Raw genomic sequence first — 26740 nt, forward strand, 5'->3', positions numbered from 1 at the left:
TAGTTGCGGTAGTTGCACGTGCATGTACCGCAACCAGAGGACGAAACGCGGGAGTCACGGAACGCGTTTAGTCCTCTAGTTGCGGGAGGTCGCTTCCAGCTCCACGGCGCGCCGCATGGTCGCCCGGGCCCGCTTCCGGTCACCGGCGATCTCGTACGCGTAGGCCAGCCGGTACCAGACGCGCCAGTTCTCCTGGTCCGCCTCGACTTCGGCCCGGCGCTCGTCGAACCACGCGTCCGCGGCGTCGCGATCCACCCGTCCCGAGGGACGACGGGGCAGATCGGACACGTCGGGCAGGCCGCCTTCTTCGTCCAGCCGCCGCGAAAGCCGCTGGATCTGGACGCCGGAGCGCCAGGTGGTCACGATGATCCAGATCCCGAGCAGCGGCAGCAGCAGGACACCGATGCCGAAGATCACCGGCACCGTCTCGCCGGTGCGCAGCAACGCGATCCCGCGGCCTGCCAGCAGCACGACGTAGACCGCGAGCGCCGCCGTCATCACCAGCGCGAAATTGCGGGCCCTCACAAGTCGAGGATGTTCTCGAGACCGACCGTCAAGCCGGGTCGCGTGAGCACCGAGCGCACTCCCAGCAGCACTCCCGGCATGAACGACGTGCGGTGCAGCGAATCGTGCCGGATGGTGAGGGTCTCCCCCTCGCCGCCGAACAGGATCTCCTCGTGCGCCACCAGACCGGGCAGCCGGACGGAGTGCACGCGGACGTTCTCGACGAGCGCGCCGCGGGCACCGTCCACTTCGGACGTCGTCGCGTCGTCACCCGGTTCGAGACCGGCCGCGGCACGGGCCTCGCCGATCAGCCGCGCGGTGTGCGCGGCGGTACCGGAAGGCGCGTCGGCCTTGCGGTTGTGGTGCAGTTCGATGACCTCGGCCGAGTTGTAGAACCGCGCCGCCTGCTGGGCGAACCGCATCGCCAGCACCGCGCCGAGCGCGAAGTTCGGCGCGATCAGCACGCCGAGCGACGGGTCGGCGGCAAGCCACGTACGCAGCTTCTCCAGCCTGTCTTCGCTGAAGCCGGTGGTGCCGACGACCGCGTGGATCCCGTTGCCGGTGAGGAACTCCAGGTTGTCCATCACCGCGTCGGGATGGGTGAAGTCGACGACGACCTGCGCCTGCTTGAGCGCCGAGAAGTCGTCACCGGCGTCGAGCGCGGCGACGAGTTCCATGTCGTCGGCGCCGTCGACGGCGGCGACGACTTCCTGGCCCATCCGGCCGCGTGCGCCCAGCACGCCGACGCGAATTCCCGTGGTCATGATGCGATCACCTCGTGCAGATCGTCCGGAAGGTCGTCGGCGTGAGCGTACGGCCCGACCACCGCCGCCGCCGTCACGCCACCAGGGCGGTGCAGCAGAGTGCGAGCGAGCGCACAGACCTCTTCGGTGGTGACGGCGTCGATCCGCGCCACCGTGTCGTCGACGCCGAGGTACCGGCCGTAGTTCAGTTCGTTCTTGCCGATCCGCGACATCCGCGAGGAGGTGTCTTCGAGACCTAGCACGAGCCCGCCCCGCAACTGCCCCTTCGCGCGCGCGACCTCGGCTTCGCTCAGCCCGTCCTTGCCGACGAGTTCGAGCACCTCGCGGATCACGCCGGCGACCTCGCCGAGCTTCTCCGGCTGGCAGCCCGCGTACACAGCCATGTGCCCGGCGTCGGCGTAGCTCGCGACGGACGAGTACACCTGGTACGCCAGCCCGCGCTTCTCGCGGACTTCCTGGAACAGGCGCGAACTCATCCCGCCGCCGAGCGCGGCGTTGAGCACCGACTGCGCGAACCGCCGGTCGTCGTGCCGCGACAGCGAACGCAGGCCGAGCATGACGTGCGCCTGCTCGGTGTCGTCGGTGTGCAGCGCGAGTTTCGGCGCCATCGCGATCCGCGCCCGCCCGCCGCGCGGCGGCACCGGCGTCGCGGTCCCGGTCAGCCGGTTCCGCAAAGCCTTGCGCACCAGGCGAAGCACCTGACCGTGCTCGATGTTCCCGGCGACGGCGAGCACCATCCGCGGCAACGTGTAACGGCGCCGGTAGAAGCCCCGCAGCGCCGACGCGGACATCTCGATGATGGACTTCTCGCTGCCGAGCACCGGACGGCCGAGCGCGTGGTCACCCAAGATCGCGCCGACGAACGTCTCGTGCAGCAGGTCTTCGGGATCGTCGTCACGCATCGAGATCTCTTCGAGTACGACACTGCGCTCGGTCTCGACGTCCTTGTCCGTGCACAGGGCCTCGAACACGACGTCGGTGACGAGGTCCATCGCGAGCGGCAGGTCCTCATCGAGCACCTGCGCGTAGTAGCAGGTGTGCTCTTTCGCGGTGAACGCGTTGAATTCACCGCCGACCGCGTCGATCTCCTCGGCGATCTGGGTGGCGTCGCGGTTCGTGGTGCCCTTGAACAGCAGGTGTTCGAGGTAGTGCGCGGCGCCTTCGACCGACGACGGTTCGTCGCGCGATCCGACGCCGACCCATAGTCCGACCGTCGCCGACCGGGAGGCGGGAACGTGCTCGGTGATGACCCGGAGCCCTCCGGCGAGCACACTGCGCTTGACCACCGCACCGTCTGAAGTGGACTCCAGCGTGCGGGTGCTGCCGACGGGCTGTTCGTGCCCGGAGATCTGACGTGCCAACGGATCCCTTACTCACATGTCAGGAAAGGGTCGCTCAGGACGGAAACCGTCCCGAACGACCCTTTTCTGACGTTTCACACCGGTCTTGCCGGAACTGCTACGCGTCGGCCTTCGGAGCGTCGGCCTCGGCGCCTTCGGCGGGCTTCTCCGCCGAGGCGGCGTCGTCCTCCTGGACCACGATCAGGCTGATCTTGCCGCGGTTGTCGATGTCGGCGATCTCGACGCGGAGCTTGTCGCCCACGTTGACCACGTCTTCGACCTTGGCGATCCGCTTGCCGTTGCCCAGCTTGGAGATGTGCACCAGGCCGTCCTTGCCCGGCAGCAGCGAGACGAACGCGCCGAACGCGGCCGTCTTCACCACGGTGCCGAGGAAGCGCTCGCCGACCTTGGGCAGCTGCGGGTTGGCGATGGCGTTGATCTTGTCGATCGCCGCCTCCGCCGACGGGCCGTCGGCCGCGCCAACGTAGATCGTGCCGTCGTCCTCGATGGAGATGTCGGCGCCGGTCTCCTCGGTGATCGAGTTGATCATCTTGCCCTTCGGGCCGATGACCTCGCCGATCTTGTCCACCGGGATCTTCACGCTGGTGACGCGCGGGGCGTACGGGCTCATCTCGTCCGGGCCGTCGATCGCCTCGGCGATGACCTCCAGGATGGTGAGGCGAGCGTCCTTCGCCTGCTTCAGCGCGGCCGCGAGGACCTCCGACGGGATGCCGTCGAGCTTCGTGTCGAGCTGCAGCGCGGTGATGATGTCCTTGGTGCCGGCGACCTTGAAGTCCATGTCGCCCATGGCGTCTTCGGCACCGAGGATGTCGGTCAGCGCGACGTAGCGGGTCTCGCCGTCGACCTCGTCGGAGATGAGGCCCATGGCGATGCCGGCGACCGGCGCCTTCAGCGGGACACCCGCGTTCAGCAGGCCCATGGTCGACGCGCAGACCGAGCCCATCGAGGTGGAGCCGTTGGAGCCCAGCGCCTCGGAGACCTGGCGGATCGCGTACGGGAACTCGTCCCGCTTCGGCAGGACCGGGACCAGGGCGCGCTCGGCGAGCATGCCGTGGCCGATCTCGCGCCGCTTCGGCGAACCGACGCGGCCGGTCTCGCCGGTGGAGAACGGCGGGAAGTTGTAGTGGTGCAGGTACCGCTTCGTGGTCTCCGGGGAGAGCGAGTCGATCTGCTGCTCCATGCGGAGCATGTTCAGCGTGGTGACGCCCAGGATCTGCGTCTCCCCGCGCTCGAACAGCGCCGAACCGTGCGCCCGCGGGATCACGGCGACCTCGGCGGCGAGCGACCGGATGTCGGTCAGGCCGCGGCCGTCCATGCGGATCTTGTCCGTGAGGACGCGCTTGCGCATGATCTTCTTCGACAGGGCTTTGAACGCCGCGCCGATCTCCTTCTCACGGCCCTGGAAGGCTTCGCCCTCGCCCAGGCCGATCTTCTCCAGCACCGCGGCCTTCACCTGGTCGGTCGCGTTCTCACGGTCCTGCTTGCCCGCGATGGTCAGGGCGTTGGCGAGGTCGTCGGTCGCGATGGCGGCGACGGCGTCGAACGCGTCCTGCTCGAAAGCGAGGAAGACGGGGAACTCACCAGTCGGCTTGGCGGCGACGTCGGCCAGCTGCTGCTGGGCCTCGCACAGCACCTTGATGAACGGCTTCGAGGCCTCGAGACCCTCGGCGACGGCGATCTCGTCCGGCGACTTGCCGCCGTCGGCGATCAGGTCGAGGGTGCGGTCGGTGGCTTCGGCCTCGACCATCATGATGGCGACGTCGTCACCCACGATGCGGCCGGCGACCACCATGTTGAAGGTGGCGTCCTCGAGCTGCTTCCAGGTCGGGAACGCGACCCACTGGCCCTCGATCAGCGCGACGCGGACGCCGCCGACCGGGCCCGAGAACGGCAGGCCGGCGATCTGGGTCGAGGCCGAAGCCGCGTTGATCGCGAGCACGTCGTACGGGTCGTCCGGGTTGAGGCTCTGGACGGTGATGACGACCTGGATCTCGTTGCGGAGACCGTCGGTGAACGACGGGCGCAGCGGGCGGTCGATCAGGCGGCAGGTCAGGATCGCGTCGGTCGACGGACGGCCTTCACGACGGAAGAACGCGCCGGGGATGCGTCCGGCGGCGTACATCCGCTCCTCGACGTCCACGGTCAGCGGGAAGAAGTCGAAGTGGTCCTTCGGGTGCTTCGACGCGGTGGTCGCCGAGAGCAGCATGGTCTCTTCGTCGAGGTACGCGACGACGGCGCCGGCGGCCTGACGGGCCAGGCGGCCGGTCTCGAAGCGGACGGTGCGGGTGCCGAAACGGCCGTTGTCGATCACGGCTTCGGTTTCGTGCACGGTGACTCCGGTGGAGTCGGTCATAGGGTGTATCTCCTCTTTTGATCCTCTGTAACGGCGCGAGTCTCCCACCCTGGGACCTGTTTCGCCTGCGGACGCTCGAGGAGTGAGGCCGGTCTTCGATCGAAGCCCCCGGGCCGTTGCCCGGGAACCACTACCGAGGACCGGCGGACGGTTCCCCATGCGCGCTCGCGCCGCGTGGTTCTTTGTTCTTGGACCGAGGGGGAGCGACCGTCGTGGTCACTCCCCCTCGGGTTCAAGCTATCGGCGGAGGCCGAGACGCTGGATCAGCGCACGGTAACGCTCGATGTCCACCTTCATCACGTAGTTCAGCAGCCGGCGGCGGCGGCCGACCAGCAGCAGAAGCCCGCGACGGGAGTGGTGGTCGTGCTTGTGAGCCTTGAGGTGCTCGGTGAGGCCGACGATGCGCTTGGTCAGCAGCGCGACCTGGGCCTCGGGGGATCCGGTGTCCGAGTCGTGCACGCCGTACTCGGCAAGGATCGACTTCTTCTCTTCGGTGGACAAAGCCACAGTGGTGCTCCTAGATATTCTGTGCCGTGCGGCCCGGACGATGTCTTCACGCCGGGTGAGACGGTCACGGCCGCCACGGACTGCAGCCGGACCCAATCATCGAGGTTACCAGTCTCGTGATCAGCGGCTTCAGGCGCGGGCGTCGGCCAACTCGTACGACCGGATCACCCGGTAGTGCGAAACGTCCTGCTCACGGTCACTGCGAATCAGCACGGCTTCGGTGGCCGTCCAAGTTCTGCCGGTGAACCCGGCCAGCCGCTCCGCCCACGCGCTCGCGGCTCCGGGCCGGTCGCGGGGGAAGCGGGCCAGTGTCAGGTGGGCCACGTACGGCCTGCCCTCGTTCCCCGCGCCGGCCTTCGTGGCCAGCTCGTGAAGCCCGGTTCCGGTGACACTCAACCACAGCACCCCGGGGAATGTCGCGGCCTTTTCCAGGGAGACGTCGATCGCGGCCGCCCTCCTCAGCCGTCCGGCCAGCCACTCGCCTCGTTCTTCAGCGTCGTCCTCACCATAGAAACCGAGGGTGACGTGCCAGTGTTCGCGCCGCGACCAGCGCAGATCGCCGTCTTCGGGAGTGCCCAGCGCCGCGGCGATCTCATCGAGGACGTCGTCCGGCGGGACCAGGGCACTGAAGAGGTTCATCAGGAATTCTTGGCCGCCCGGCGCAGCAGGTCCGCGAGGGAGGGGAAGTCGTCGTCGAGCAGCTTCGCGGCTTCGGTGAGGTCTTCGTCCTCGCCGATGTCCCGCAGCGCGGCGAGCACACCCTGGTCATCGGCGACGGCGCCGACCGGGATGCTGTCGCGGCCCACCGTCGGCCGCGAGTCGCGGACGTCTTCCAGGGCCTCCTGCATGGCCTTGCGGTCGCCCGCGGCGACCGCCGGGACCAGCACCTTGCGCTCCAGCATGATCATCTTGGCGAGTACGACCGGGTTGCCGATCTTCGCGCGGCGGCCGCTCATCACCTGGCTGAGCATGGGCGCGCTGATCCCGAGGACCTCGGCGAGGAAGGCCTGGGAGATGTCGAACGCGACGACCAGTCTCCGCACGCGATCGCCGAGCGGCTCCCCGTACCACTCCCTCTGCAGCGCGATGTTCCGCTGGACGATCTTGTGGTCCTCCACCTGGCCCGCTCCCCTAACCCCATCGAACGCCTCTGCGGTCCGTGACATCCTGCCACCGCGACACACCTTGACGGGCGTGTTTGCCGATTGTCGCCCGGCCGCGGCCGGGTCTCCTCAGCCCTGCTCGCCCAGCAGGTCCCTGGTACGGGCGACGTCCTCGTCGATCTGCTTCACCAGACCTTCCGACGTCGGGAACCGGACCTGATCCCGTAGCTTGGCGACGAAATCGAGCGAGACGTGCTGCCCGTAGAAGTCCTCGTCGATGTCGAGGACGAAGGCCTCGACGGTGCGTTCCCGCCCCGAGAACGTCGGGTTCGTCCCGACCGAGACGGCGGCGCGCAGCCGTCGGCCAGGATCCGACGAACGGGTGAACCAAGCGCCGTAGACGCCGTCGGCGGGCACCGCCGCGAACCGCGGCGTCGACAGGTTCGCCGTCGGGTAGCCGAGATCGTGCCCCCGGCCGTCGCCCCGGACGACGATGCCCTCCAGCCGGTGCGGCCTGCCCAGCGCTTCGGACGCCGCGACGACGTCCCCGGCGTCGATGCACGAGCGGACGTAGGTCGAGGAGAAGGTGATCTCGTTCTCCGACCGCTGCTGCGCGAGCAGCCCCTGGAGTTCCGCGCCGTGCGCCACGAAGCCGAACCGCTTCCCCAGCGTGCGCAGGAGACCGACGTCACCGGCGGCCTTGGCGCCGAAGGTGAAGTTCTCCCCCACGATCACCGCGGCCGCGTGCAGCTTGTCCACCAGGACCTCGTGCACGAACTCGTGCGCCGTCAGCCGCGACAGCTCCAGGGTGAACGGCAGCACGCAGAAGACGTCCACGCCCAGGCCCTCGACCAGTTCCGCCTTGCGGCGCAACGTGGTCAGCTGCGCGGGATGGCTGCCCGGCCGGATCACCTCCGACGGATGCGGGTCGAAGGTCAGCACCACACTCGGCACACCGCGTTCGGCGGCGGCGCGGACCGTCCTCGAGATCAGCTCCTGATGTCCGCGGTGCACGCCGTCGAAGACGCCGATCGTCACCACGCACCGTCCCCAGCTCCCGGGAAGGTCACCCAAACCACGCCAACGCTGCACTTGTAGCCCCGTCTCCTCCAGGCCCGCTTCGTGCACCAGCCTAGGCGGGAAGCAACACGACCACCGACCGGGCCAGTTCCCCTTCGTCGGCGGCGAGCGCGAGCACCCGGCCGTCCGGTCCGAACATCCCGTACGTGCCCTCGATCCCGGCCGAAGGCACCCTCTGTCCATATCGGACCGACTGCGCCATGCGGGCGTCCAGGTCGCGGCGCGGGAACGCGGCGGCGACGGCCGCGTCGAGGTCCAGCGACAGTTCCGGCTTGTCTTCGAGCTGGTCGAGAGTGCGGGCCTTGGCGAGCGTGAACGGCCCGACCGTGGTGCGCCGCAACGCGAGCAGATGTCCGCCGACGCCCAGTCCCGCGCCGAGATCGCGGGCCAGTGCCCGGACGTAGGTTCCGGACGAGCACTCGACGACGGCGTCGAGTTCGATCCGGCCCGCCTCGCGGCGGGTGGCGAGCAGATCGAACCGGTGCACGGTGACCGGACGCGGCGGGATCACGACCTCTTCGCCGGCGCGGACCCTGGCGTACGCGCGCTTCCCGTCGATCTTGACCGCGCTGACCGCGCTCGGCACCTGCTGGATGGCTCCGGTCAGCGCGGCGATCCCGGCGGCGATCGCGTCGTCGGTGATCTTCTCGACGGCTTCCGGGGCGGCTTCGGCGATCGGCTCGCCCTCGGCGTCGTCGGTCGTGGTGGACAGTCCCAAGGAGAGGGTCGCGAGATAGGTCTTGCGGTCCAGTGCCAGATGGCCGAGGAGTTTCGTCGCGCGTTCGATGCCGAGCACCAAGACGCCGGTGGCCATCGGGTCCAGGGTTCCGGCGTGCCCGACCTTGCGGGTGCCCATGAAGCGCCGGGCTTTGGCGACGACGTCGTGGGAGGTCATCCCGGACGGCTTGTCGACGATGACGAGACCGGGCGGCGGGGCGGGACGTTTCCTGGCGGGGGCTTGATCGGAGCGCGACACGCGCCGAACCCTATCTTTCGGGCCTGCCCCTAGGACGAGACGGGCAGCGGCGCTCCGGCGTCCCAGCGACGGCGCCGGATCTGCACCGGGATCCGCTCGCCACGCGCCTCGGCCTCGAACAGCACGGCGCGGGTACGCCGCCACCACACGAGCATCCGGAAGGTGCCCAGCGCGAGCACCACGATGACGGACAGCAGCGCCAGCCGGAACGCGCCGCCGGTCCACTCCAGCAGTACGCCGACCGCGAGCGCCGAGATCGTCGTGGCCACGAACCCGCCGACGTTCACCACACCGGTCGCGGTCCCGACGCGCGAGAGCGGGTTGTAGTCCCGCGCCAGCGCGAAGCCGATCATCGAGGCGGGGCCGCCGAGGGAAAGGAAGGCGAACGCGGGGACGAGGACCGCCATCGGAGTCGTCCCGCTCCAGCCGAGCAGGACCGCCCAGATCACCGCGGCGACACCGATGTACCCGCCGACCAGCGGCATCCGCAGCGACGGGCGCCGTCCGATCAGGCCGCCGACGAACGGGCCGCCGATCATCGAACCGAACACGAACACGATCAGCAGCGAACTCGCGGTGGACTTCGGGTAGCCCTGTCCCTGCACCAGGAACGGGACACCCCACAGCATGGTCAGCACGTTGGGCGCGAACATCGTGCTGAAGTGGACCCAGAATCCCAGCCTGGTCCCTGGGGTGCGCCATGCCTCGGCGACCTGGCGGCCCAGCAGCTTCGGGTGCACCCGTCCGCGCACGGGCGCCGGCCCGCCGGGCGGGGAATCCTTGACGCGAAGGGCGACGACGGCCGCGTACAGCGCGGTCACCAGGCCGACGGCCAGGAACGTCGGGGTCCAGCCGGGGCCGTCGAGCAGCAGGCCGAGCGGGACGGTCGCGGCGAGGTTGCCGACGTAACCGATGGCCCCGGTCAGCGCGGCGAGCAGGGCGTACTGGCGGCCGGGGAAGTGCGCCGCGATCAGCCGCATGATGCTCACGAACGTCAGCGCGTCGCCGAAGCCGACGACGGCGCGGGCGATCAGGCCGAGCGGGTACGAATCGGCGACCGCGAGCAGTATCTGGCCGAGGCCGAGGAAGAACACGGCGGCGGTGAGCACGCGGCGCGGGCCGTAGCGGTCGACGAGGACGCCGGTGGGGATCTGCATCGCGGCGTAGACGCCGACCTGCAAGACGGTGAACGTGCCGAGCGCGGCCGCGCCGACGCCGAAACGGTCGGCGGCCTGGAGCCCGGCGACGCCGAACGACGTGCGGTGGAAGACGGCGAGGAGATAGACGGTGACGGCGGCGAACCAGATGAACCAGGACCGGCGAGTGGCTCGGCCTGTCACAGTGTTTCCTCCTCGAGAACGGTTTCGGGCGAGACGAGACGCCCGCGCTGCCGCCTCATATAGTTGTAGCCCCTAAGTAACGGCGAAACCCACCCGTTACCCGGGTGCTTTTCGCCACACGCCCGCGCTCCCGCTCCCTCCCCCCTCCCCCCTCCCCCTCCCCCGCGTTTCGTCCTCTAGTTGCGGTAGTTGCGCGTGCAAGTACCGCAACTAGAGGACGAAACGCGGCGGGGGTCAGGCCGCGCGGACGGCGCCTTCCACGGCCCACCGCCCCGACCGCCACCGCACCAGCAAGGTCGCCAGCCGCAGCAGCATGAACAGCGAGAGTCCGGTCCAGATCCCGGCCAGTCCCCAGCCGAACGCGAGCGACAACCAGATCAGCGGCAGGAATCCCGCCGCCGCGCTCAGGAGTGTCGCGTTGCGCAGGAACGCGGCGTCGCCCGCGCCGAGCAGGACGCCGTCCAGCGCGAACACCACCCCGGCGATCGGTTGCAACGCGACGAAGAACCACCACGCGTGCGGGATCTCGCCGAGCACGGCCGCGTCGGAAGTGAACACCTGCGGAAGTACCCCGGCCACCGACGCGAACACGACACCGAGGAAACAGCCGAACACCAGTCCGTAGGCGGTGATCTGGTTCGACACCCCGCGCGCCCGTTTGCTCGCCCCGGCGCCGAGAGCGGCCCCCACGAGCGACTGCGCGGCGATCGCGAGCGAGTCCAGCACGAGCGCGAGGAACGTCCACAGCTGCAACACGACCTGGTGCGCGCCGACCGCCTCGGTGGACGTCCGCGCGGCGACCGCCGCGGCGGAGACGAAGCACGCCTGGAAGGCGAGACTGCGCAGGACCAGGTCCCGGCCGAGGCCGAGCTGGGCGCGCATCACCTTCGGCTCCGGGCGCAGCGGGACCCGCTTCCGCACCAGGGCCACGATGAACAGCGACGCCGAAATCACCTGCGCGACGACGTTCGCGATCGCCGAGCCCTCCAGCCCCCAGTCCGCGCCGTACACCAGCACCGGGCACAGCACGGCCGAGATCCCGTTGCCCGCCAAGACATAACGCAGCGGTTTCGCGGAATCCTGCACGCCCCGCATCCAGCCGTTCCCGGCCATCGTGATCAGGATGAACGGCGTCCCGAACAGCGCGATCCGCAGCCAGGAAACGGCGGCGTCGGTGATCGCGGCGTCCCCGGAGAGGACCCGGGCGATGGGCGCGGCCAGCAGCTGCCCGGCGACGATCACCACCAGGCCGACGATCACCGCCAGCCAGGTCGCCTGGACACCTTCGCGGACCGCCTCGCCACGACGTCCGGCGCCGTGCAGCCGCGCCGTCCGCGACGTGGTGCCGTAGGAGAGGAACGTCAGCTGGCTCGAAACCTGCGAGAGCACGACACCGCCGACGGCGAGCCCGGCCAGCGGCAACGCGCCGAGATGCCCGACGACGGCCGTGTCCACCAGGACGTACAGCGGTTCGGCGGCGAGCACGCCGAGCGCGGGCAAGGCGAGCCCGAGCACGCGTTTCGGCGGAATGCGCTCGTCGGTTTCAGAAGCTTCAGGCACCACCGCAGACTAAAGGTCTGGTACGACAGTCCCATCCTCCGCTCAGCGGAGGAACGGTGCGTAGCGTCGCTGCCGGCGTAGTGACTCGATCTGCCGCGTGGTGTCGAGCGTGACACTGACGAGGAAGACGAGGACCACCAGCAGGGTCACCCCGGCGACGGGAATCCTCGGGCTCGCGTCCAGCAGGGCAAGGCCGAGGGCCGGGATCAGCGCGACCACTCCGGAACAGACCGCCCCGAAACCGATGACCCGGTGGTTCACGTACCCGAGATAGTCGGCGGTCGGGCTTCCCGGCCGGATCCCGGGGACGAAGCCGCCGACCCGCACCAGGTCGCGGGCCACCTTGTCCATGTCCTGCGACGCGGCGGCCCTGATGAAGGCGAAGAGGCACACCAGGACGAAGTAGACCGCGATCCGCCAGGGATCTCCCTCGTCACGCAGCCACCCAAGCCGGCTCACGCCTGGCCAGAGCACCGGCACGGACAGCAGCGCCGCGGCGAGGACGGCCGGGCTGTTCGCTTGGGGGAACCGAAGGGGAAGGTAGGTCGGGGATCCGCCGTAGGTGCGCACGCCGATCATCCGCTTGGCGTACTGCACCGGGACGCGGCGCTGTCCCTGCGCGACGACGATCGTGATCACCGTGATCGACAACGTCACCACCGCCATGACCACGATGGCGGTCCAGCCCGTCCTTTCGCAGAGGCGCAGGAACTCCGGCGGCAGCACCGCGAGGACCTGCGCGAGCAGCAGGATCCGGACGCCGTCACCGAACCCCCGGTCGGTGATCACCTCGGTCAGCCGCAGAACCAGCGCGGTGCCCGCCGTCAGGCACGCCACGGCGACGGCGCCGCGTCCGTCGAGGACGTCCTGACCGCGGAACCCGAGCACACAGATGGCGCCCGCCAGGCCGAGTACGACGGTGAGCCGGCGCCGGTACCTCGTCAGCACCCGGGCGCCGGCCTCGCCTTCGGCCCGGAGCGCGGCCAACCTCGGGCTCAGGACGATCAGGGCTCGCAGGAGACGCGGGGCGACCAGGCAGGGAAGGACGCCGAACGCGAACACCGGCAGTGTGGACAGGCCACCACCGGTGAGAAGGTCGAGGATCCAGCGCAGCGGAGGATCGTCTTCCGGCGCGCGGACGGTCACGTGGGGCGCTGGCAGGCTCTGGCCAAGCCGGAACAGCACGATCACGCCCAGCGTGACCAGGATCCGGCGGCGGAGGGAGGCTCGGTCGTTCATCGTGGGGATCACGTTAGGAACCACGGATGAAATTCCGATGACACCGCCCGCCCGGGGTTACAGCAGCGGCGCCCTCGACAGTGCCGCCCTCAGCTTGTCGAGAACCTCGCCCGCCGTGCCCTCCGCGGTGCACCCGGCCGCCTGGCGATGTCCGCCGCCGCCCAGTTCCCCGGCCGCGGCCGAGACGTCGACACCGCCCGCCGAACGGAGCGAGACCGTCCACCGCTGCCGCGGCCCGGCCGGTTCGGTTTCCTTGAGCACCACGGCGACCCCGGCCTCGCGAGTGGACCGGACGACGTCGATGACCGCTTCGACCTCCTCCCCGCGCACGGTTCGCGCGGCGTCGAGCGTCACGACCGCGTACGCGAGCCCGAAGCCGCGCGCCTCCTCCGGTTCGAGCCGGGCCCCCGCGAGGACGTCGGAAAGCATCGGCAGCCACGCGAACGGGTGATCGTCGACGATCTCGCGGACCACCTTGTCCGGGTCGACACCGGCTTCGAGCAGCTTCGCCGCCATCAGGTGGGTGGACGGCCGGGCCCGGCGGAACCCGCTCGTGTCGGTGACCAGTCCCGCATACAGGCAGCGCGCGATCGGCTCGTCGATCTCGGCGCCGAGTTCCTGGAGCAACGCGAAAACGAGGACGGCGGTCGCCTCGGCGGTGTCGTCGACGACGTGCTTGGTGCCGTAGAAGACGTTGGACGCGTGGTGGTCGATCACCAGGACGTCGCCGCCTGCCGCGCGGACGGCGTCCACGCGCGGCGCGAGTTTCCCGAGCCTGCCCGGGGTGGGGGTGTCGAGCGCGACCAGCAGCTGTTCACTTTCCGGAAGCTCGCTCGCGGGGACGTAGAGCCCGCCGACGTCCAGGCCACTCAGGGTTTCGGGCATCTCCTCCGGCTCGCCGACCGAGACACGGACCTTGGCGCCTCCCCTCAGCTGAAGGGCCCTGCCGAGCGCGAGCGCGCTGCCCAGCGCGTCCGCGTCCGGGCGCACGTGGCCGAGCAATGTCACGTCGTTCGCACGCGCCAGCAGGGCGGCGGCGTCCTTGAGGTCCTGCGCCAAAGTGGTCGTCACAAGCAGTCAAGCTACGCTCTGCGGGATGTCCGAGTACGCGATCCTGGTCTACCCGTCCGCCAACCGGGTGTACACCGATTCCACCCCGGCCTTGCTGCGCGCGGAGCTGGCGGTGTTCGGCCTGTCCGCTTTGGAGACCGAGATCTCCGAGATCGGGGACACGACACTCGGCGGCGTCGGCTATCTCACCTTCAGCACGCCCGCCCCGCTGAGCGGACGCGATCTCGCGCTCCTGTCGAACCTTTCCGCGCTGTACGCGCTGTTCGAACTCGGGGACGGTGTGCTGAAACCGGTCACGATCAGCCCGCTGGCGAACTTCGACTCGGATCTGCTGACCATCCAGAAGTACCCGGGCAAGACGAACGAACTGTTCACCAAACTCCTCGTCAACGTCACCCTGCTGACGACGGCGGACCCGGCCGCGATGCTGGACAAACCGCTGCACCTGCTGGATCCGCTGTGCGGCCGCGGCACCACGCTGAACCAGGCGATGATGTACGGCTTCGACGCGACCGGCCTCGACGTCGACGGCAAGGACTTCGACTCCTATGAGCTGTTCGTCAAGACCTGGCTGAAGCAGAAGCGGATCAAGCACACCGCCGAAGCCGGGCAGGTGCGGCGCAACAAGGTCCGGCTCGGCAGGCGGCTCGACATCGGCTTCGGGATCACCAAGGAGCGGTACAAGGCCGGCGAGGTCCGCAGGCTGAGCTACCTCAACTGCGACACGCTCACCACGGACGAACTGCTGCGGCCGAACTCGGTCGACCTCATCGTCACCGACGCCCCGTACGGCGTGCAGCACGGCAGCCATCGCACCCAGGACGCGTCGCTCGCGCGCAGCCCGCGGGACCTGCTCGCGGCCGCGGTGCCGGTGTGGACGCGGGTGCTGCGGCCCGGCGGCGCGCTCGGCGTCTCCTGGAACACCAACGTCGCGCCGCGCGAAGAACTCGCCGCGATCCTGGACAAGGCGGGACTGGAGGTCCGGGAGGACGGCCCGTTCGCGGAGTTCTCGCACCGGGTGGACCAGGCGATCGTGCGGGACCTGATCGTCGCGTCCAAACCCGTCTGAACCCCGCCCCTTCCCGCAAGTAGTCCTCTACTCGCGGTAGTTCGTACCGCCAACCACCGCAAGTAGTCCTCTACTTGCGGTAGTTCGTATCGCGGACCACCGCAAGTAGAGGACTACTTGCGGTGGTCGGGCTTCCAGCATCTGGAACCGGAGCCGGGTTCGTTGACCGGAACGGGCACGCCTTCCTAAAGTCGGCTCGACGAGAACGCAATCGGCGATCAATGCCGCCCCGACGGCATTCCTTTTCGATCTTTCCGCTCGAGCCGGATTCAGGCTGCCCATTTCCCGCGAGACAGGTGTCGTATGACCAGTGACCTAGACGCGCCTCCGGCGCCACCGCCGGCACCTGCCCGGCCGGAGGAGCGGCTCAAAATCGTGCCCGCCCGGCGGCCGTTGACCTGGCTGGCCGCGGCGATCGTCGCCGTTCTGGTGGCCATGGCCGGACACGCGCTGGTGACCAACCAGGCATGGGACTGGTCGGTCGTCGCCGATTACGTATTCGCCGACGCCGTTCTCTCCTCGATCGTGCTGACGGTCGAATTGACGGTGTTCGGCGTGGTGTCGGGCTTCGTATTGGGCACGATCCTGGCACTCATGCGCATTTCCCGGAATCCGCTTCTGCGTTCGGCCAGCTGGACCTACACCTGGATCTTCCGTTCGGTCCCGCTCATTCTCCAACTGCTTTTCTGGTACAACCTCGCCATTCTCTACAACGAGCTTTCCTTCGGGATCCCGTTCGGCCCTTCCTTCGTCTCGATCGACACGATGAGCCTGATCCCGCCGTTCCTCGCCGCCGGGCTCGGCCTCGGCCTGCATCAGGCCGCCTACTCCGGGGAGATCGTGCGCGCCGGTTTCCTCGCCGTCGACCAGGGACAGCGGGAGGCGGCCGCGGCGCTCGGCATCCCGGCGGGCAGGCAGTTCCGCCGGATCGTGCTGCCGCAGGCGATGCGCTCGATCGTGCCGAACGCGGCCAACGAGATCATCGGCATGGTCAAGAACACCTCGCAGGTGTACGTGATGGCGCTGCCGGAACTCTTCTACCAGGTCCAGGTGATCTACAGCCGGAACGGCAGGGTGATCCCGCTGCTGCTGGTGGCCACCGCCTGGTACCTGCTGCTGACCACGCTCCTTTCGGTGGCGCAGTTCTACGTCGAACGCCACTACGCCAAGGGCGCCTTGCGCACCGTCCCGCCCACTCCCCTCCAGAAGGCCCGCGCCGGGCTGGCCAAACTCAAGGCGGCCCGATGAGCGACGACTTCAAGGTGGACGTCCGCGGCGTGCACAAGGCCTTCGGCACGCTGACCGTGCTCGACGGGGTCGACCTCCAGGTCCGCCCCGGCGAGGTGACCGTGGTGCTCGGCCCGTCCGGCTCCGGCAAATCCACGCTGCTGCGGCTGATCAACCACCTCGACCGCGCCGATCGCGGATTCATCAGCGTCGGCGGCGAACTGATGGGTTACCGGCGCGCGGGCGGCAAGCTGCACGAACTGCGCGAACGCGAAATCCTCAAGCAGCGCACCAAAATCGGGTTCGTGTTCCAGAACTTCAACCTGTTCGCGCATCTCACCGCGCTGGAGAACATCGTCGAGGCACCGGTTTCCGCGCAACGCCGGTCCCGCTCGGAAGCGACCCGCCACGCACGCGAACTGCTCGCGCAGGTCGGCCTCGAAGACAAGGCCGACACGTATCCGCGGCAGCTTTCCGGCGGGCAGCAGCAACGGGTCGCGATCGCCCGCGCGCTCGCGGTGCGACCGGAAGTCCTGCTGTTCGACGAACCGACGTCCGCGCTCGACCCGGAATTGGTCGGCGAAGTGCTCGATGTGATCAAGAAGCTCGCGCACGACGGCACGACCATGATCGTCGTCACCCACGAGATCGGCTTCGCCAGGGAAGTCGCCGACACCGTGATGTTCATGGACGCCGGCCGCGTGGTCGAACAGGGCGCGCCCGCGCGGATCCTCGATTCGCCCACCCATCCCCGCACCAAGGCGTTCCTCGAAAAAGTCCTTTAGAAAGCTGGGAGTACCACCGTGAGAAAGCTCCTGTACCCGATCCTGCTCCTGTCCACGGTCGCGCTGGCCGCGTGTGGGACGACCGAGGCCGCTGCCCCCGCCGCGCCTCGGCCCGGTTCCGAGGGGATCAACATCACCGCGCACCAGGACCGGATCCGCGCGCAGAAGGTCGACGCCGTCGCGAACCTGGTGCCGAAGGCGGTGCGCGACACCGGCAAACTGACCATCGGCACCACCGGCAACGGCACTCCCCCGCTGTCGTTCCGCGCCGACGACGACAAGACGGTGATCGGCGTCGAAGTCGACATCGCGCAACTGGTCGCGGACGTGCTGGGACTGGAACTCGACATCCAGGCCACGTCCTGGGAGAACCTCTTCCTGTCGGTGGAGACCGGCCAATACGCGGCCGGGTTCTCCAACATCACGGTGACCGAGGAACGCAAGGACAAGTACGACTTCGCGACCTACCGCAAGGACACCATCGCCTTCGAGGTCAAGAAGAACCGCGACCTCACGGTGAAGGAGCCCAAGGACATCGCGGGCCTCAAGATCGGCGTGGGCTCCGGGACGAACCAGGAGCAGATCCTGGTGCGCTGGGACGAACAGAACAAGGCCGCGGGCCTGAAACCGGTGGAGTTCCAGTACTTCCAGAACACCACCGACTACTACCTCGCGCTGCAATCCGGCCGGATCGACTCCTACGCCGGTCCCAACCCGACGGCCGCGTACCACGTCACCGTCGACGGGCAGACCAAGATCGTCGGCACGGTCTCCGGCGGTGGTCAGATCCCGGCCGACATCGCCGCGATGACCAAGAAGGGCAACGGCCTGGCCGAACCGCTGCGCCAGGCCATCCAGTCGGTCCTCACGAGCGGGCGGTACGCCGAGGTGCTCAAGCGGTGGAACCTGGGGAACGAGGCGGTGGCGACCTCGGAGATCAACCCCCAGGGCCTCCCCCGCAAGTAGTCCTCTTGTTGCTGGTTCCCTGCTCGCGTCACTTCGCCCAGCTCTCGCCCCGGCCGAAGTGCTGCTCAACTGAGCTGTCCTGAAGGCCACCGCTGAGACGATCAACGTCTCAACGGTGGCCTTCGAGACACAGGAAACGCTCCGCGGCCACTGTCCCGAGGCGACCGCCCTCGGCAAACCCGGAACTCACGTGATCAGCCCCGCGTGACCCCGGTCAGGCGATGCGTTCCCCCACGAACTTCATGACTTCGGGCATGATGCCGCGCCAGTAGTCGTCGTTGTGCTCGCCGGGGGACATCTTCGCGACGGCGGGGTCGAGCGCCTTGATGAGTTTGCGGTCGGCGCGGGCGAAGGGATCCGAGTTCCCGCACCACACCCCGGTCGACGACGCCGAGAGATCGCCGGTGTGCAGCAGCGGCTCATGCGATTCCCAGTGCCCGCGATCCGCGAAAACCTTGCGGGACTTGGCATCGGGCCAGCTCACGAACAGCGCGGCGCTCGCGACGGCGACGGCTTTGAGATCCTTGTGCTCGCGGGCGTAGCGCAGCGCGCCGAAACCGCCCATCGAGATCCCGAACATCGCCGACGGCGGCCGCAACTGACGCTGGGCGAGCCAGCCGGGCAGTTCGCCGGTCAGCATCCGCTGCGGGTCGTCGCCCTCGCCGACATCGACCCAGTAGTTGTCACCATCTACGGCGGCCACCGCGAAACCGGGCAGTCCGGCCGCGACGACCTGGTTCAGCGCTTCCTGCACCCCCAGGTTCAGGAACGTCCGGGCGTCCGCGCCGCGCCCGTGCAGGGCGACGCAGACCGGCATCCCGACTCGCGAGCCGCGATCGGGCGCGATGATGACGAGGTTGACGTCCCGTTTCCGGGCCGCCGACCGCATCTTCTGCACCGTGACCGCTTCGGTCAGCGGCGTCGGGCTGTTCGGCGGGGCCACCGGCGGCGGCCCCATCAGCGGTGGTTTCTCCGTGCCGCACCCCGCGAGGAGCGTCAGCGCGGTGGCCCCCAGCAGCAGGCCACGCCGGCTCACGGCGTGGCCCACTCCGTCAGCTCCGGGTCTCCTCATCGGCGAACTCATCGTCTTCGGCCTCTTCCCGCGGCGGCTTGTACGGGTCGGCTTCACCGGCGTGCTGCGCGCCGGTCGCCCGGCGGGCGACCTCCGCGTCGGCTTCCCTGGCCTTCGCGAGGAGGTCCTCGATGCGCTTGGCGTCCTCGGGAATGCTGTCGGCCACGAAGGCCAGCGTCGGCGTGTAGCGGACCCCCGTGCCCTGCCCGACCTTCGTGCGCAGAACGCCACGAGCGGATTCCAGCGCCGCCGCGGCACCGGCGTGATCGGGTGTGGACTCCAGGTTTTCGCCGAGCACGGTGTAGTAGACCGTGGCGTCGTGCAGATCCGCCGTGATCTTCGTGTCGGTGATCGTCACATGGTTGAGCCGCGGATCCTTGATGTCGTGCTCGATCGCGTGCGCGACGATCTGTGAGATCCGCTTGGCGAGCTTGCGAGCCCGAGCGGGGTCGGCCATGGGGATTCGTCTCCTCGAAAGATCTTTCCGTCAGTCATCCGGGCCGAGCAACCGGCGGTGGGCGGAGAGCAGTTCGAACTCCGGCCTTCCGGCCACGAAGCGCTCACACGAGTCGAGCACGTCACGGACGTGCTCGCCAGTCGCCGCGACCACGGCCACACCGATCAGCGCCCGCCGGTGCAGATCCTGTTGACCGGCTTCGGCGACGGAGACGTCGAAACGCCTGCGTACCTCGGCCAGCACCGGCTTGATCACGGATCGCTTCTGCTTGAGCGAGTGGACGTCGCCCAGCAGGATGTCGAGCTCAAGAGCTCCTACGAACATGGGAGTTCTGGGTTGGATAGCAGTGAAGCGGCGCTCCCCCGCCCAGCTGCGAGGGAGCGCCGCCGTGTCACTTACGCACGCGGCTTTTCGCGCTGCTCGTACGTCTCGATGACGTCGCCGAGCTTCAAATCGCTGTAGTTGCCCAAGGTGAGACCACACTCGAAGCCCTCGCGGACCTCGGTGACGTCGTCCTTTTCGCGCTTCAGCGAGTTGATCGGCAGGTTCTCGACGATGACGTTGCCGTCACGGAGGAGACGTCCCTTGGCGTTACGCCGGATCTCGCCCGAGATGACCATGCAACCGGCGATCGTACCGACCTTCGACGACTTGAAGATCCCGCGGATCTCGGCCTTGCCAAGCTCGACCTCTTCGAAGATCGGCTTGAGCATGCCCTTGAGCGCGGCTTCGATCTCGTCGATCGCCTGGTAGATGACCGTGTAGTACCGGACGTCGACGCCCTCGCGGGTGGCCCGCTCGGTCGCCTTGCCCTGTGCCCGCACGTTGAAGCCGAGGACGATCGCGTTGGACGCGGTCGCCAGGTCGATGTCGGACTCCGTGACGCCACCGACACCGCGGTGGACCACGTTGAGTTCGACCTCTTCTTCGCCGACATCCAGCTGCATCAGCGAGGCTTCGAGGGCCTCGACCGTACCGGAGTTGTCACCCTTGATGATCAGGTTAAGGGTGCTCGTCTCCTTCAAGGCCTCATCGAGGTCTTCCAGGCTGACCCGCTTACGACGCGACGCGTTGAGCGCGTTGCGAGTACGGGCCGAACGCCGCTCGGCGATCTGCCGGGCGACCCTGTCCTCGTCGACGACGAGGAACGTGTCACCGGCGCCGGGCACCGAGGTGAACCCGATGACCTGGACCGGACGCGACGGGGTCGCTTCGGTGATGTTGACGTTGTGCTCGTCGACCATCTTCCGCACGCGGCCATACGCGTCACCGGCGACGACGGAGTCACCGACGCGCAGCGTTCCGCGCTGGACCAGCACCGTGGCGACCGGACCGCGACCGCGGTCCAAGTGCGCCTCGATCGCGACACCCTGCGCCTCCATGTTCGGGTTGGCCCGCAGGTCAAGTGCGGCATCCGCGGTCAGCAGGATCGCCTCGAGGAGACCATCGATGTTGATGTTCTCCCGCGCCGAGATCTCGACGAACATCGTGTCGCCGCCGTACTCCTCGGCCACGAGGTTGTACTCGGTGAGCTGCTGCCGGATCTTGTCCGGGTTCGCGCCCTCCTTGTCGATCTTGTTGATCGCGACCACGATCGGGGCCTTGGCGGCCTGCGCGTGGTTGATCGCCTCGACCGTCTGCGGCATGACGCCGTCGTCGGCCGCGACCACGATGACCGCGATGTCCGTGGCGTTCGCACCACGAGCACGCATGGCGGTGAACGCCTCGTGACCCGGGGTGTCGATGAACGTCACGAGACGCGGGCTGCCCTCGAGCTCGGTCTCGATCTGGTAGGCGCCGATGTGCTGGGTGATGCCACCGGCTTCGCCCTCGCGCACCTTCGACTTGCGGATCGTGTCGAGCAGTCGGGTCTTACCGTGGTCGACGTGACCCATGATGGTCACGACCGGCGGACGGACCTGCAGGTCCTCTTCTTCACCCGCGTCTTCGCCGTAGGTGATGTCGAAGGTCTCCAGCAGCTCGCGGTCTTCTTCCTCCGGGCTGACGACCTGGACGACGTAGTTCATCTCGCCGCCGAGCAGCTCGAGGATGTCGTCCGACACGGACTGCGTCGCCGTGACCATCTCACCGAGGTGGAAGAGCACCTGCACCAGCGAAGCCGGGTTGGCGTCGATCTTCTCGGCGAAATCGGTCAGCGAAGCGCCACGCGGCAGGCGGATCGTTTCGCCGCTGCCCTTGGGCAGGCGAACGCCGCCGACGCTGGGCGCCTGCATGTTGTCCATGTACTCCATGCGCTTCTGGCGCTTGGACTTCCGGCCCTTGCGAGCGGGGCCACCGGGACGCCCGAAGGCACCCGCGGTACCGCCACGGCCACCGGGGCCACCACGGCCGCCGCCGCCACGGAAACCGCCACCACCGGCCGGGGCACCGCCGCCGCCACCGGGGCCACCGCCACCGGGACGGAAACCGCCGCCACCGCCGCCACCGGGACGGAAACCGCCACCGCCACCGCCGCTACCGCCACCGGGACCGCCGCGGAAACCTCCGCCGCCGCCACCGGGACCGCCACGAGCGCCGCCGCCGGGGCCACCACGGGCTCCGCCGCCAGGACCACCACGGCCGCCGCCGGGGCCACCGGCCGGACGGGCCGGGCGGCCCGGCATCATGCCGGGGTTCGGACGCGGGGGCATGTTGCCCGGGTTCGGCCGGTTACCGCCGGGAGCGCCGCCACCGGGACGCGGGGCCGGCCGGTCGCCGCCCTGCCCGCCACCGGGACGCGGCGGGCGGTTGTCGCCGCCCTGCTGGCCGCCACCGGGACGCGGACCGGACGGACGCTGGGCCGGGGAACCGGAACCCACGCCGAACGGGTTGTTGCCGACACGCGGGGTGCGCGGGCCGGGCTTCGGGCCGCCGGGCTTGGGGCCCTGCGGCTTCGGCGGCACGACCGAACCCTGCGACGGCGTCGAGGACGCCGGCGGGGTGGCCGGTGCTGCCGGGGCTTCCTTGGTTTCGGACTGCTTCGGCTCGGCCGCCGGAGCGGCCTTCGCCGCCGGAGCCACCTCTTCCTTGGGCGCCGGCGGCCGGGGGCCGGGGCGCGGACCCGGGCGGACACCCGGGGTGGAGGGGCGGGACGGCTGCTGAGCCGGGGCCGACGAAGCGGACGCCGCGGGGGCGGAGGCCGCCGGAGCGGCCGGAGCCTCGGTCTTCGCCGCGGGCGCCGGCTGAGCCTGCTTCGCGGCCGGAGCCGGGGCAGCGGGCTTCGCGGGAGGCGCGGGCGAAGGGCGCGGGCCGGGGGTCGGAACCGACTTCTTCTTGCCGTCCTTGGACGGGTACGCGTCACGGAGACGGCGGGCGACCGGCGCCTCGACGGTGGACGACGCGGACTTCACGAACTCGCCCTGTTCCTTCAACTTGGCGAGAACTTCCTTGCTGGTGATGCCGAGCTCTTTCGCGAGCTCATGTACTCGGGCCTTGCCTGGCACAGCTCTCCTCATCTGGGGAGGCCGGCGGCAGACCCGCAGACCTCGTCCTATTGTCGCGCGTTCATTGATTCAGCTTCACGGCTGACTCATGACGGGTCGACCTGCTTCCTGATTCCATCCGGCGCCGGGGATGTCCCGGCGCCCTTAGCCTTCGGCGAGTCGCTCCAGGCGTTCGTGGACACCCTGGGCGTCGAGCGACCCCGGAACACGAAGTGCTCGGGGAAACGCCCTGCGCCGCTCGGCCTTGGCCAGACAGTCCGGCACGGGGTGCAACCAGGCACCCCGGCCCGGCAACCGCCGACGTTCGTCGACGATCAGCCGTCCATCCGCCGCGACCACTCGCAGCAACTCGCCGATCAAGGCCCGCCGACGGCAACCCACACAGGTGCGGACCGGGGATTCCCGGTCATACTGGAGGTCGGTTCCCGGCCGCGGGCTCTGAACCACTCGTAAGTCTAGCGCTTCGACCCTCACTCAGCCGAACCGGTTGCCGCAGCGGGCCGCGCCTGCTCGGCGTGTGCTTCGTCACCCTGCTCAGGGGCGGCGTCGCTGCGGATGTCGATCCGCCATCCGGTGAGGCGCGCGGCGAGGCGGGCGTTCTGGCCCTCCTTGCCGATCGCGAGCGAAAGCTGGAAGTCCGGGACGACGACGCGAGCGGTCTTCGCCCGCTCGTCGACGACACGAACCGATACAACCTTCGCGGGCGACAGCGCATTCCCGACGAACCTCGCCGGGTCCTCCGAGAAGTCGATGATGTCGATCTTCTCGCCTGCCAGTTCACTCATCACGTTGCGCACGCGGGCACCGACCGGGCCGATGCACGCGCCCTTGGCGTTGACGCCTGGCACCGTCGAGCGGACCGCGATCTTGGTGCGGTGTCCCGGTTCGCGCGCGACGGCCGCGATCTCGACCGTGCCGTCGGCGATTTCGGGGACCTCGAGGGCGAACAGCTTCTTCACCAGGTTCGGGTGCGAACGCGACAGCGTGATCTGCGGGCCGCGGTTGCCGCGCGAAACGGTGACGACGTAGGCCTTGATCCGGCTGCCGTGCTCGTAGGACTCGCCCGCCACCTGCTCGACCGAGGGCAGCACGCCTTCGATGTCGCCGACCTGGATGACGACCATGCCGCGGGCGTTGGCGCGGGCGTCGCGCTGCACCACGCCGGCGACGATCTCGTTCTCCTTGGCGGAGAACTCGCCGAAGGTCTTCTCGTGCTCGGCGTCGCGCAGGCGCTGCACGATGACCTGCCGGGCGGTGGTCGCGGCGATCCGCCCGAAGCCCTCGGGGGTGTCGTCCCATTCCTCGTCGGTCTGGCCGTCCGGGGTGAGGGTGTGGGCGAGGACGCGGACCAGCCCGCTCTTGTGATCGATGTCGATCCTGGCGTGCGGCTGGTGGCCCTCGGTGTGCTTGTACGCGGTGAGCAGCGCGGTCTCGATCGCTTCGATCACCGTCTCGAAGGGGATGTCCTTGTCCCGTTCGATCGCGCGCAGCGCGGCGATGTCGACGTTCACTTCGGCTCCTCCTTCGGTTCGGTGGTGGCGGCGTTCAGTGCCGACGCATCGGTTTCCAACAGTTTCAGGTCCTCGGCAGGTGGTTGCTTGAACTCGATCTCGATGACCGCCTTGGCCACCGAGGCGTAAGGGACGTCCCGGATCTCGCCGTCGACGAGCAGGCGCGCGGCCTTCTCGCCCGCGTGTCCCACGCGGCCGATGAAGGCGGCGCCCTCGGCCGGGGTGACCTTGACGAGCCGGAACTTCGCGCGCCGCCAGTGCCTTTGCACGGTCAGCGGCCGGTCGAGGCCCGGCGAGGTGACTTCGAGCGTGTACGCGCTGGCGATCACGTGCTCGTTCTCGTCGAGCGCGGCGGAGACGGCGCGGCTGACGCTCGCCACCTCGTCCAGCCCGACGCCGTCGTTCCCGTCGACGACGACCTTGACCAGCTGACGGCGGCCTGCTTGCTGGACCTCGAAGGAATCGAGATCGAAACCCGCGGCCTTGACGGCTTCGGCCACGATGGGCTCCAGCCTGCTGGCGAGGTCGTTGGGCACGGTGAAGCGCTCCTGTCCGGCTGTGGGCGACCCGGCGGCGTGGATCCCGGGTTCGGTAGTGGACCAGCTTATCTGGTGACCCTCGCGTGACGCGCGAGCGGCGGCCCCGCACGGGGTACTGGCAGGATGGGGCGGCGTGACCGGAAGACCGACCGAGCCCACCATGCAGAGCCGTCGTACTTTCCTGCGAAGGGGAGCGCTGGCCGCGATGGCCGTGCCGCTGGCCGCCGCCTGCGGCCCCGGGTACGACGAAAGCCCCGATCCGCTGGGACCGCTGCTGCGCGCGGCCGAGACCGACGCGGCGGGCGCGAAGGCGCTGACCGGCGCCGAAGCCGAGTCGGTCGCCACCGCGCGGGCCGCGCACGCGGCAGCACTTAAGACCGAGGTGGATCGGCTCAACCGGCCCAGGCCGACGCAGGCCGGACCGGCGGAGGACCCGCCGTCGTCGGTCGACGGGCTCAAGGAACGGCTCTCCCAGGCCCGCAAGCAGGCGGAGGGCCTCGTACCGTCGCTGCCCCGCTACCGCGCCGGGATGGTCGCCTCGATCGCGGCGGGCTGCGCGGCCTTGCAGCAGAGTTCGGACAAACTCGGCCGCGGTGACGACGCCGGAGCCGTCGAAGTGCCCGCCGGAGCCCCGCTGGGCCAGGAGACCGCGGAGGCCGTGCAGCAGGCGTTGGCGGCCGAACACGCGGCGGTCTGGGTGTACGGGTTGGTCAGTGCCTACCTGCCGGCCGCCTTCACCGGCGCCGTGACGCGAGGGGCGGCCGAGCACGTCAAGCGGCGGAACGTCTGCGAGCGCATGCTTTCCGCCGGAGGCCAGACGCCCACGGGGCCGGAAGCCGCGTACGTGCCGCCGAAGCCGGTGACCGACGCCGGCACGGCGATGGAACTGGTCGCGACGGCCGAATCGGACGCGTCGGCCGCCTGGCTCGGCGTGATCGACCGGACCGACGACGCGGCATTGCGGACGACGGCGTTGAACGCGCTGATCGGCTCGGCGCGGCGAGGGACGGCCTGGCGGGCGGAGTTCGGCGCCACGCCGGTGGCGATCGCGATGCCGGGTCAAGCGACCTGAGGTTTTTCGCGCGGCGGTTGCGCCCGCAGGTCCGTGAAGGACTCCTTAAGGGACCCAGAGTCCCTCAAGGAGTCCTTCACGGACCCTTCATGTACTTCAAAACTCAGCGGCGCAGGTCACCTGAAAGCCGCAGGGCGTCGGTCGCGATCCGCTCCAGCACCGGCTTGTCGGTCTTCTTGTCGTAGAACCCGGCCAGCACGATGGCCACGTCGGGCCCGGTGACGTGGGAGTCGTAGGCCGCGTCCTGCCCGGAGATCTTCGGGACGCCCTGTTCCTTGAAGGTGCCGTCACGCACCAGGTCGGACACGTTGCCCGTGCCGTCCTTGTCGGTGAGCGCCTTGAGCTGGGTCGCGGTGACCTCGCCGGGCATGGTGACCAGGACGACCGACACCAGCGCCTTCTTCCCGCCGGTCTCGGTCGTGTACAGCGCCCGTGACAGCCGCGTGCACGGCGTCTCGGTGAAGAACGCCTTGGTGTCGCCGTAGGACTTGCTCGCGCAGTCGGAGGTGACCTGCGGGCCCTCGATCAGCGTGTACTGGAACTGGCCGTTCTTCGACGGCGTGTCCGCGACCGGGGTCGTCTCCGGCTCGTGCCGGATCAGCCACCAGAGCAGGCACGAGACGACCGCGATGGCGACCAGTCCGGCACCTTTCAGTGCCAGGGTCTTGGTGTCCCTCGGCGGCTTCGGCGCAGGCGGCGGCCCGCCCGGCCCTGCCGGTCGCACCGGCTGAAGCCGGGCCG

At 69.3% G+C, this 26740-nt stretch carries 26 protein-coding genes; 5 read left to right on the forward strand and 21 right to left on the reverse strand.

All coding sequences use genetic code 11. The features are described from left to right. Nucleotides 1–75: 75 nt before the first annotated feature. The 13 genes from BS329_RS01260 to BS329_RS01320 all read right to left on the reverse strand — a co-directional run bounded on the left by BS329_RS01260 (nucleotide 76) and on the right by BS329_RS01320 (nucleotide 13858). Nucleotides 76–525 (reverse strand): tetratricopeptide repeat protein, encoded by a 450-nt coding sequence (locus tag BS329_RS01260; protein ID WP_076154912.1) that lies wholly within the window; start codon nucleotides 523–525, stop codon nucleotides 76–78. Then, nucleotides 522–1268 (reverse strand): 4-hydroxy-tetrahydrodipicolinate reductase, encoded by a 747-nt coding sequence (dapB, locus tag BS329_RS01265; protein ID WP_076154913.1) that lies wholly within the window; start codon nucleotides 1266–1268, stop codon nucleotides 522–524. The genes BS329_RS01260 and dapB overlap by 4 nt, the downstream gene beginning before the upstream one ends. Next, entirely contained in the window at nucleotides 1265–2629 is a 1365-nt protein-coding gene (locus BS329_RS01270) for a M16 family metallopeptidase (protein ID WP_076154915.1), read from the reverse strand. The genes dapB and BS329_RS01270 overlap by 4 nt, the downstream gene beginning before the upstream one ends. A gap of 97 nt (nucleotides 2630–2726) precedes the next feature. After that, nucleotides 2727–4982, reverse strand: coding sequence for a polyribonucleotide nucleotidyltransferase (locus tag BS329_RS01275; RefSeq protein WP_076154916.1), 2256 nt, complete (start codon nucleotides 4980–4982; stop codon nucleotides 2727–2729). 237 nt (nucleotides 4983–5219) lie between these two features. Next, entirely contained in the window at nucleotides 5220–5489 is a 270-nt protein-coding gene (rpsO, locus tag BS329_RS01280) for a 30S ribosomal protein S15 (RefSeq protein ID WP_003084034.1), read from the reverse strand. A gap of 129 nt (nucleotides 5490–5618) precedes the next feature. Further along, on the reverse strand, nucleotides 5619–6128 hold the full coding sequence (gene thpR / locus BS329_RS01285) for an RNA 2',3'-cyclic phosphodiesterase (protein WP_076154918.1): 510 nt from the start codon (nucleotides 6126–6128) through the stop codon (nucleotides 5619–5621). After that, on the reverse strand, nucleotides 6128–6607 hold the full coding sequence (locus BS329_RS01290) for a helix-turn-helix domain-containing protein (protein ID WP_076154920.1): 480 nt from the start codon (nucleotides 6605–6607) through the stop codon (nucleotides 6128–6130). Before BS329_RS01290 ends, thpR begins: the two co-directional genes overlap by 1 nt. 114 nt (nucleotides 6608–6721) lie before the next feature. Next, a complete protein-coding gene (locus BS329_RS01295; protein ID WP_076154921.1) occupies nucleotides 6722–7684 on the reverse strand; it encodes a bifunctional riboflavin kinase/FAD synthetase in 963 nt (320 codons plus the stop codon). Between the two features lie 40 nt (nucleotides 7685–7724). After that, nucleotides 7725–8648 carry a tRNA pseudouridine(55) synthase TruB gene (gene truB, locus BS329_RS01300; protein WP_076154923.1) on the reverse strand — a complete coding sequence of 308 codons (924 nt, stop codon included), beginning with the start codon at nucleotides 8646–8648 and terminating at the stop codon, nucleotides 7725–7727. A gap of 29 nt (nucleotides 8649–8677) precedes the next feature. Continuing rightward, on the reverse strand, nucleotides 8678–9988 hold the full coding sequence (locus BS329_RS01305; RefSeq protein ID WP_076154924.1) for an MFS transporter: 1311 nt from the start codon (nucleotides 9986–9988) through the stop codon (nucleotides 8678–8680). 234 nt (nucleotides 9989–10222) lie between these two features. Beyond that, nucleotides 10223–11548, reverse strand: a complete 1326-nt coding sequence (locus tag BS329_RS01310; RefSeq protein ID WP_076155117.1) for an MATE family efflux transporter — start codon at nucleotides 11546–11548, stop codon at nucleotides 10223–10225. A gap of 42 nt (nucleotides 11549–11590) precedes the next feature. After that, nucleotides 11591–12787: a preprotein translocase subunit SecY gene (locus BS329_RS01315; RefSeq protein ID WP_084749297.1), complete on the reverse strand. Its 1197-nt coding sequence runs from the start codon at nucleotides 12785–12787 to the stop codon at nucleotides 11591–11593. 57 nt (nucleotides 12788–12844) lie between these two features. Then, entirely contained in the window at nucleotides 12845–13858 is a 1014-nt protein-coding gene (locus BS329_RS01320) for a DHH family phosphoesterase (RefSeq protein WP_076154926.1), read from the reverse strand. A 25-nt stretch (nucleotides 13859–13883) separates the two neighbouring features. Between BS329_RS01320 and BS329_RS01325 the strand changes: the two genes are divergently transcribed. The 4 genes from BS329_RS01325 to BS329_RS01340 all read left to right on the forward strand — a co-directional run bounded on the left by BS329_RS01325 (nucleotide 13884) and on the right by BS329_RS01340 (nucleotide 17905). Continuing rightward, a complete protein-coding gene (locus BS329_RS01325) occupies nucleotides 13884–14927 on the forward strand; it encodes a TRM11 family SAM-dependent methyltransferase (protein ID WP_076154928.1) in 1044 nt (347 codons plus the stop codon). A 303-nt stretch (nucleotides 14928–15230) separates the two neighbouring features. After that, nucleotides 15231–16175: an amino acid ABC transporter permease gene (locus BS329_RS01330; protein ID WP_076154929.1), complete on the forward strand. Its 945-nt coding sequence runs from the start codon at nucleotides 15231–15233 to the stop codon at nucleotides 16173–16175. After that, nucleotides 16172–16939, forward strand: coding sequence for an amino acid ABC transporter ATP-binding protein (locus tag BS329_RS01335; RefSeq protein ID WP_076154931.1), 768 nt, complete (start codon nucleotides 16172–16174; stop codon nucleotides 16937–16939). Before BS329_RS01330 ends, BS329_RS01335 begins: the two co-directional genes overlap by 4 nt. Before the next feature lie 18 nt (nucleotides 16940–16957). Further along, a complete protein-coding gene (locus BS329_RS01340) occupies nucleotides 16958–17905 on the forward strand; it encodes an ABC transporter substrate-binding protein (protein ID WP_076154933.1) in 948 nt (315 codons plus the stop codon). A 214-nt stretch (nucleotides 17906–18119) separates the two neighbouring features. Here BS329_RS01340 and BS329_RS01345 read toward each other — a convergent pair whose 3' ends face one another. From BS329_RS01345 to rimP, 7 genes are all read right to left on the reverse strand, one after another. Beyond that, on the reverse strand, nucleotides 18120–18977 hold the full coding sequence (locus BS329_RS01345; RefSeq protein ID WP_076154934.1) for an alpha/beta hydrolase: 858 nt from the start codon (nucleotides 18975–18977) through the stop codon (nucleotides 18120–18122). Then, nucleotides 18958–19434 (reverse strand): 30S ribosome-binding factor RbfA, encoded by a 477-nt coding sequence (gene rbfA / locus BS329_RS01350; RefSeq protein ID WP_005168622.1) that lies wholly within the window; start codon nucleotides 19432–19434, stop codon nucleotides 18958–18960. Before rbfA ends, BS329_RS01345 begins: the two co-directional genes overlap by 20 nt. A gap of 30 nt (nucleotides 19435–19464) precedes the next feature. Continuing rightward, on the reverse strand, nucleotides 19465–19758 hold the full coding sequence (locus BS329_RS01355) for a DUF503 domain-containing protein (RefSeq protein WP_076154936.1): 294 nt from the start codon (nucleotides 19756–19758) through the stop codon (nucleotides 19465–19467). A gap of 71 nt (nucleotides 19759–19829) precedes the next feature. Next, nucleotides 19830–22877, reverse strand: coding sequence for a translation initiation factor IF-2 (infB, locus tag BS329_RS01360; RefSeq protein ID WP_076154938.1), 3048 nt, complete (start codon nucleotides 22875–22877; stop codon nucleotides 19830–19832). Between the two features lie 144 nt (nucleotides 22878–23021). Then, the gene (locus tag BS329_RS01365) at nucleotides 23022–23324 is read right to left on the reverse strand and encodes a YlxR family protein (protein ID WP_143252786.1); all 303 of its coding nucleotides are present in this window, start codon (nucleotides 23322–23324) and stop codon (nucleotides 23022–23024) included. 23 nt (nucleotides 23325–23347) lie between these two features. Then, nucleotides 23348–24388, reverse strand: a complete 1041-nt coding sequence (nusA, locus tag BS329_RS01370) for a transcription termination factor NusA (protein WP_076154939.1) — start codon at nucleotides 24386–24388, stop codon at nucleotides 23348–23350. Beyond that, on the reverse strand, nucleotides 24385–24924 hold the full coding sequence (gene rimP, locus BS329_RS01375; protein WP_076154941.1) for a ribosome maturation factor RimP: 540 nt from the start codon (nucleotides 24922–24924) through the stop codon (nucleotides 24385–24387). Before rimP ends, nusA begins: the two co-directional genes overlap by 4 nt. 136 nt (nucleotides 24925–25060) lie before the next feature. Between rimP and BS329_RS01380 the strand changes: the two genes are divergently transcribed. Continuing rightward, complete coding sequence (locus BS329_RS01380; protein ID WP_076154942.1) at nucleotides 25061–25999, forward strand: ferritin-like domain-containing protein; 939 nt, start codon at nucleotides 25061–25063, stop codon at nucleotides 25997–25999. 103 nt (nucleotides 26000–26102) lie between these two features. Here BS329_RS01380 and BS329_RS01385 read toward each other — a convergent pair whose 3' ends face one another. Continuing rightward, complete coding sequence (locus BS329_RS01385; protein WP_076154944.1) at nucleotides 26103–26723, reverse strand: hypothetical protein; 621 nt, start codon at nucleotides 26721–26723, stop codon at nucleotides 26103–26105. Nucleotides 26724–26740: the final 17 nt, after the last annotated feature.

This window comes from Amycolatopsis coloradensis, from assembly GCF_001953865.1.
Taxonomy (GTDB): Bacteria; Actinomycetota; Actinomycetes; order Mycobacteriales; family Pseudonocardiaceae; genus Amycolatopsis; species Amycolatopsis coloradensis.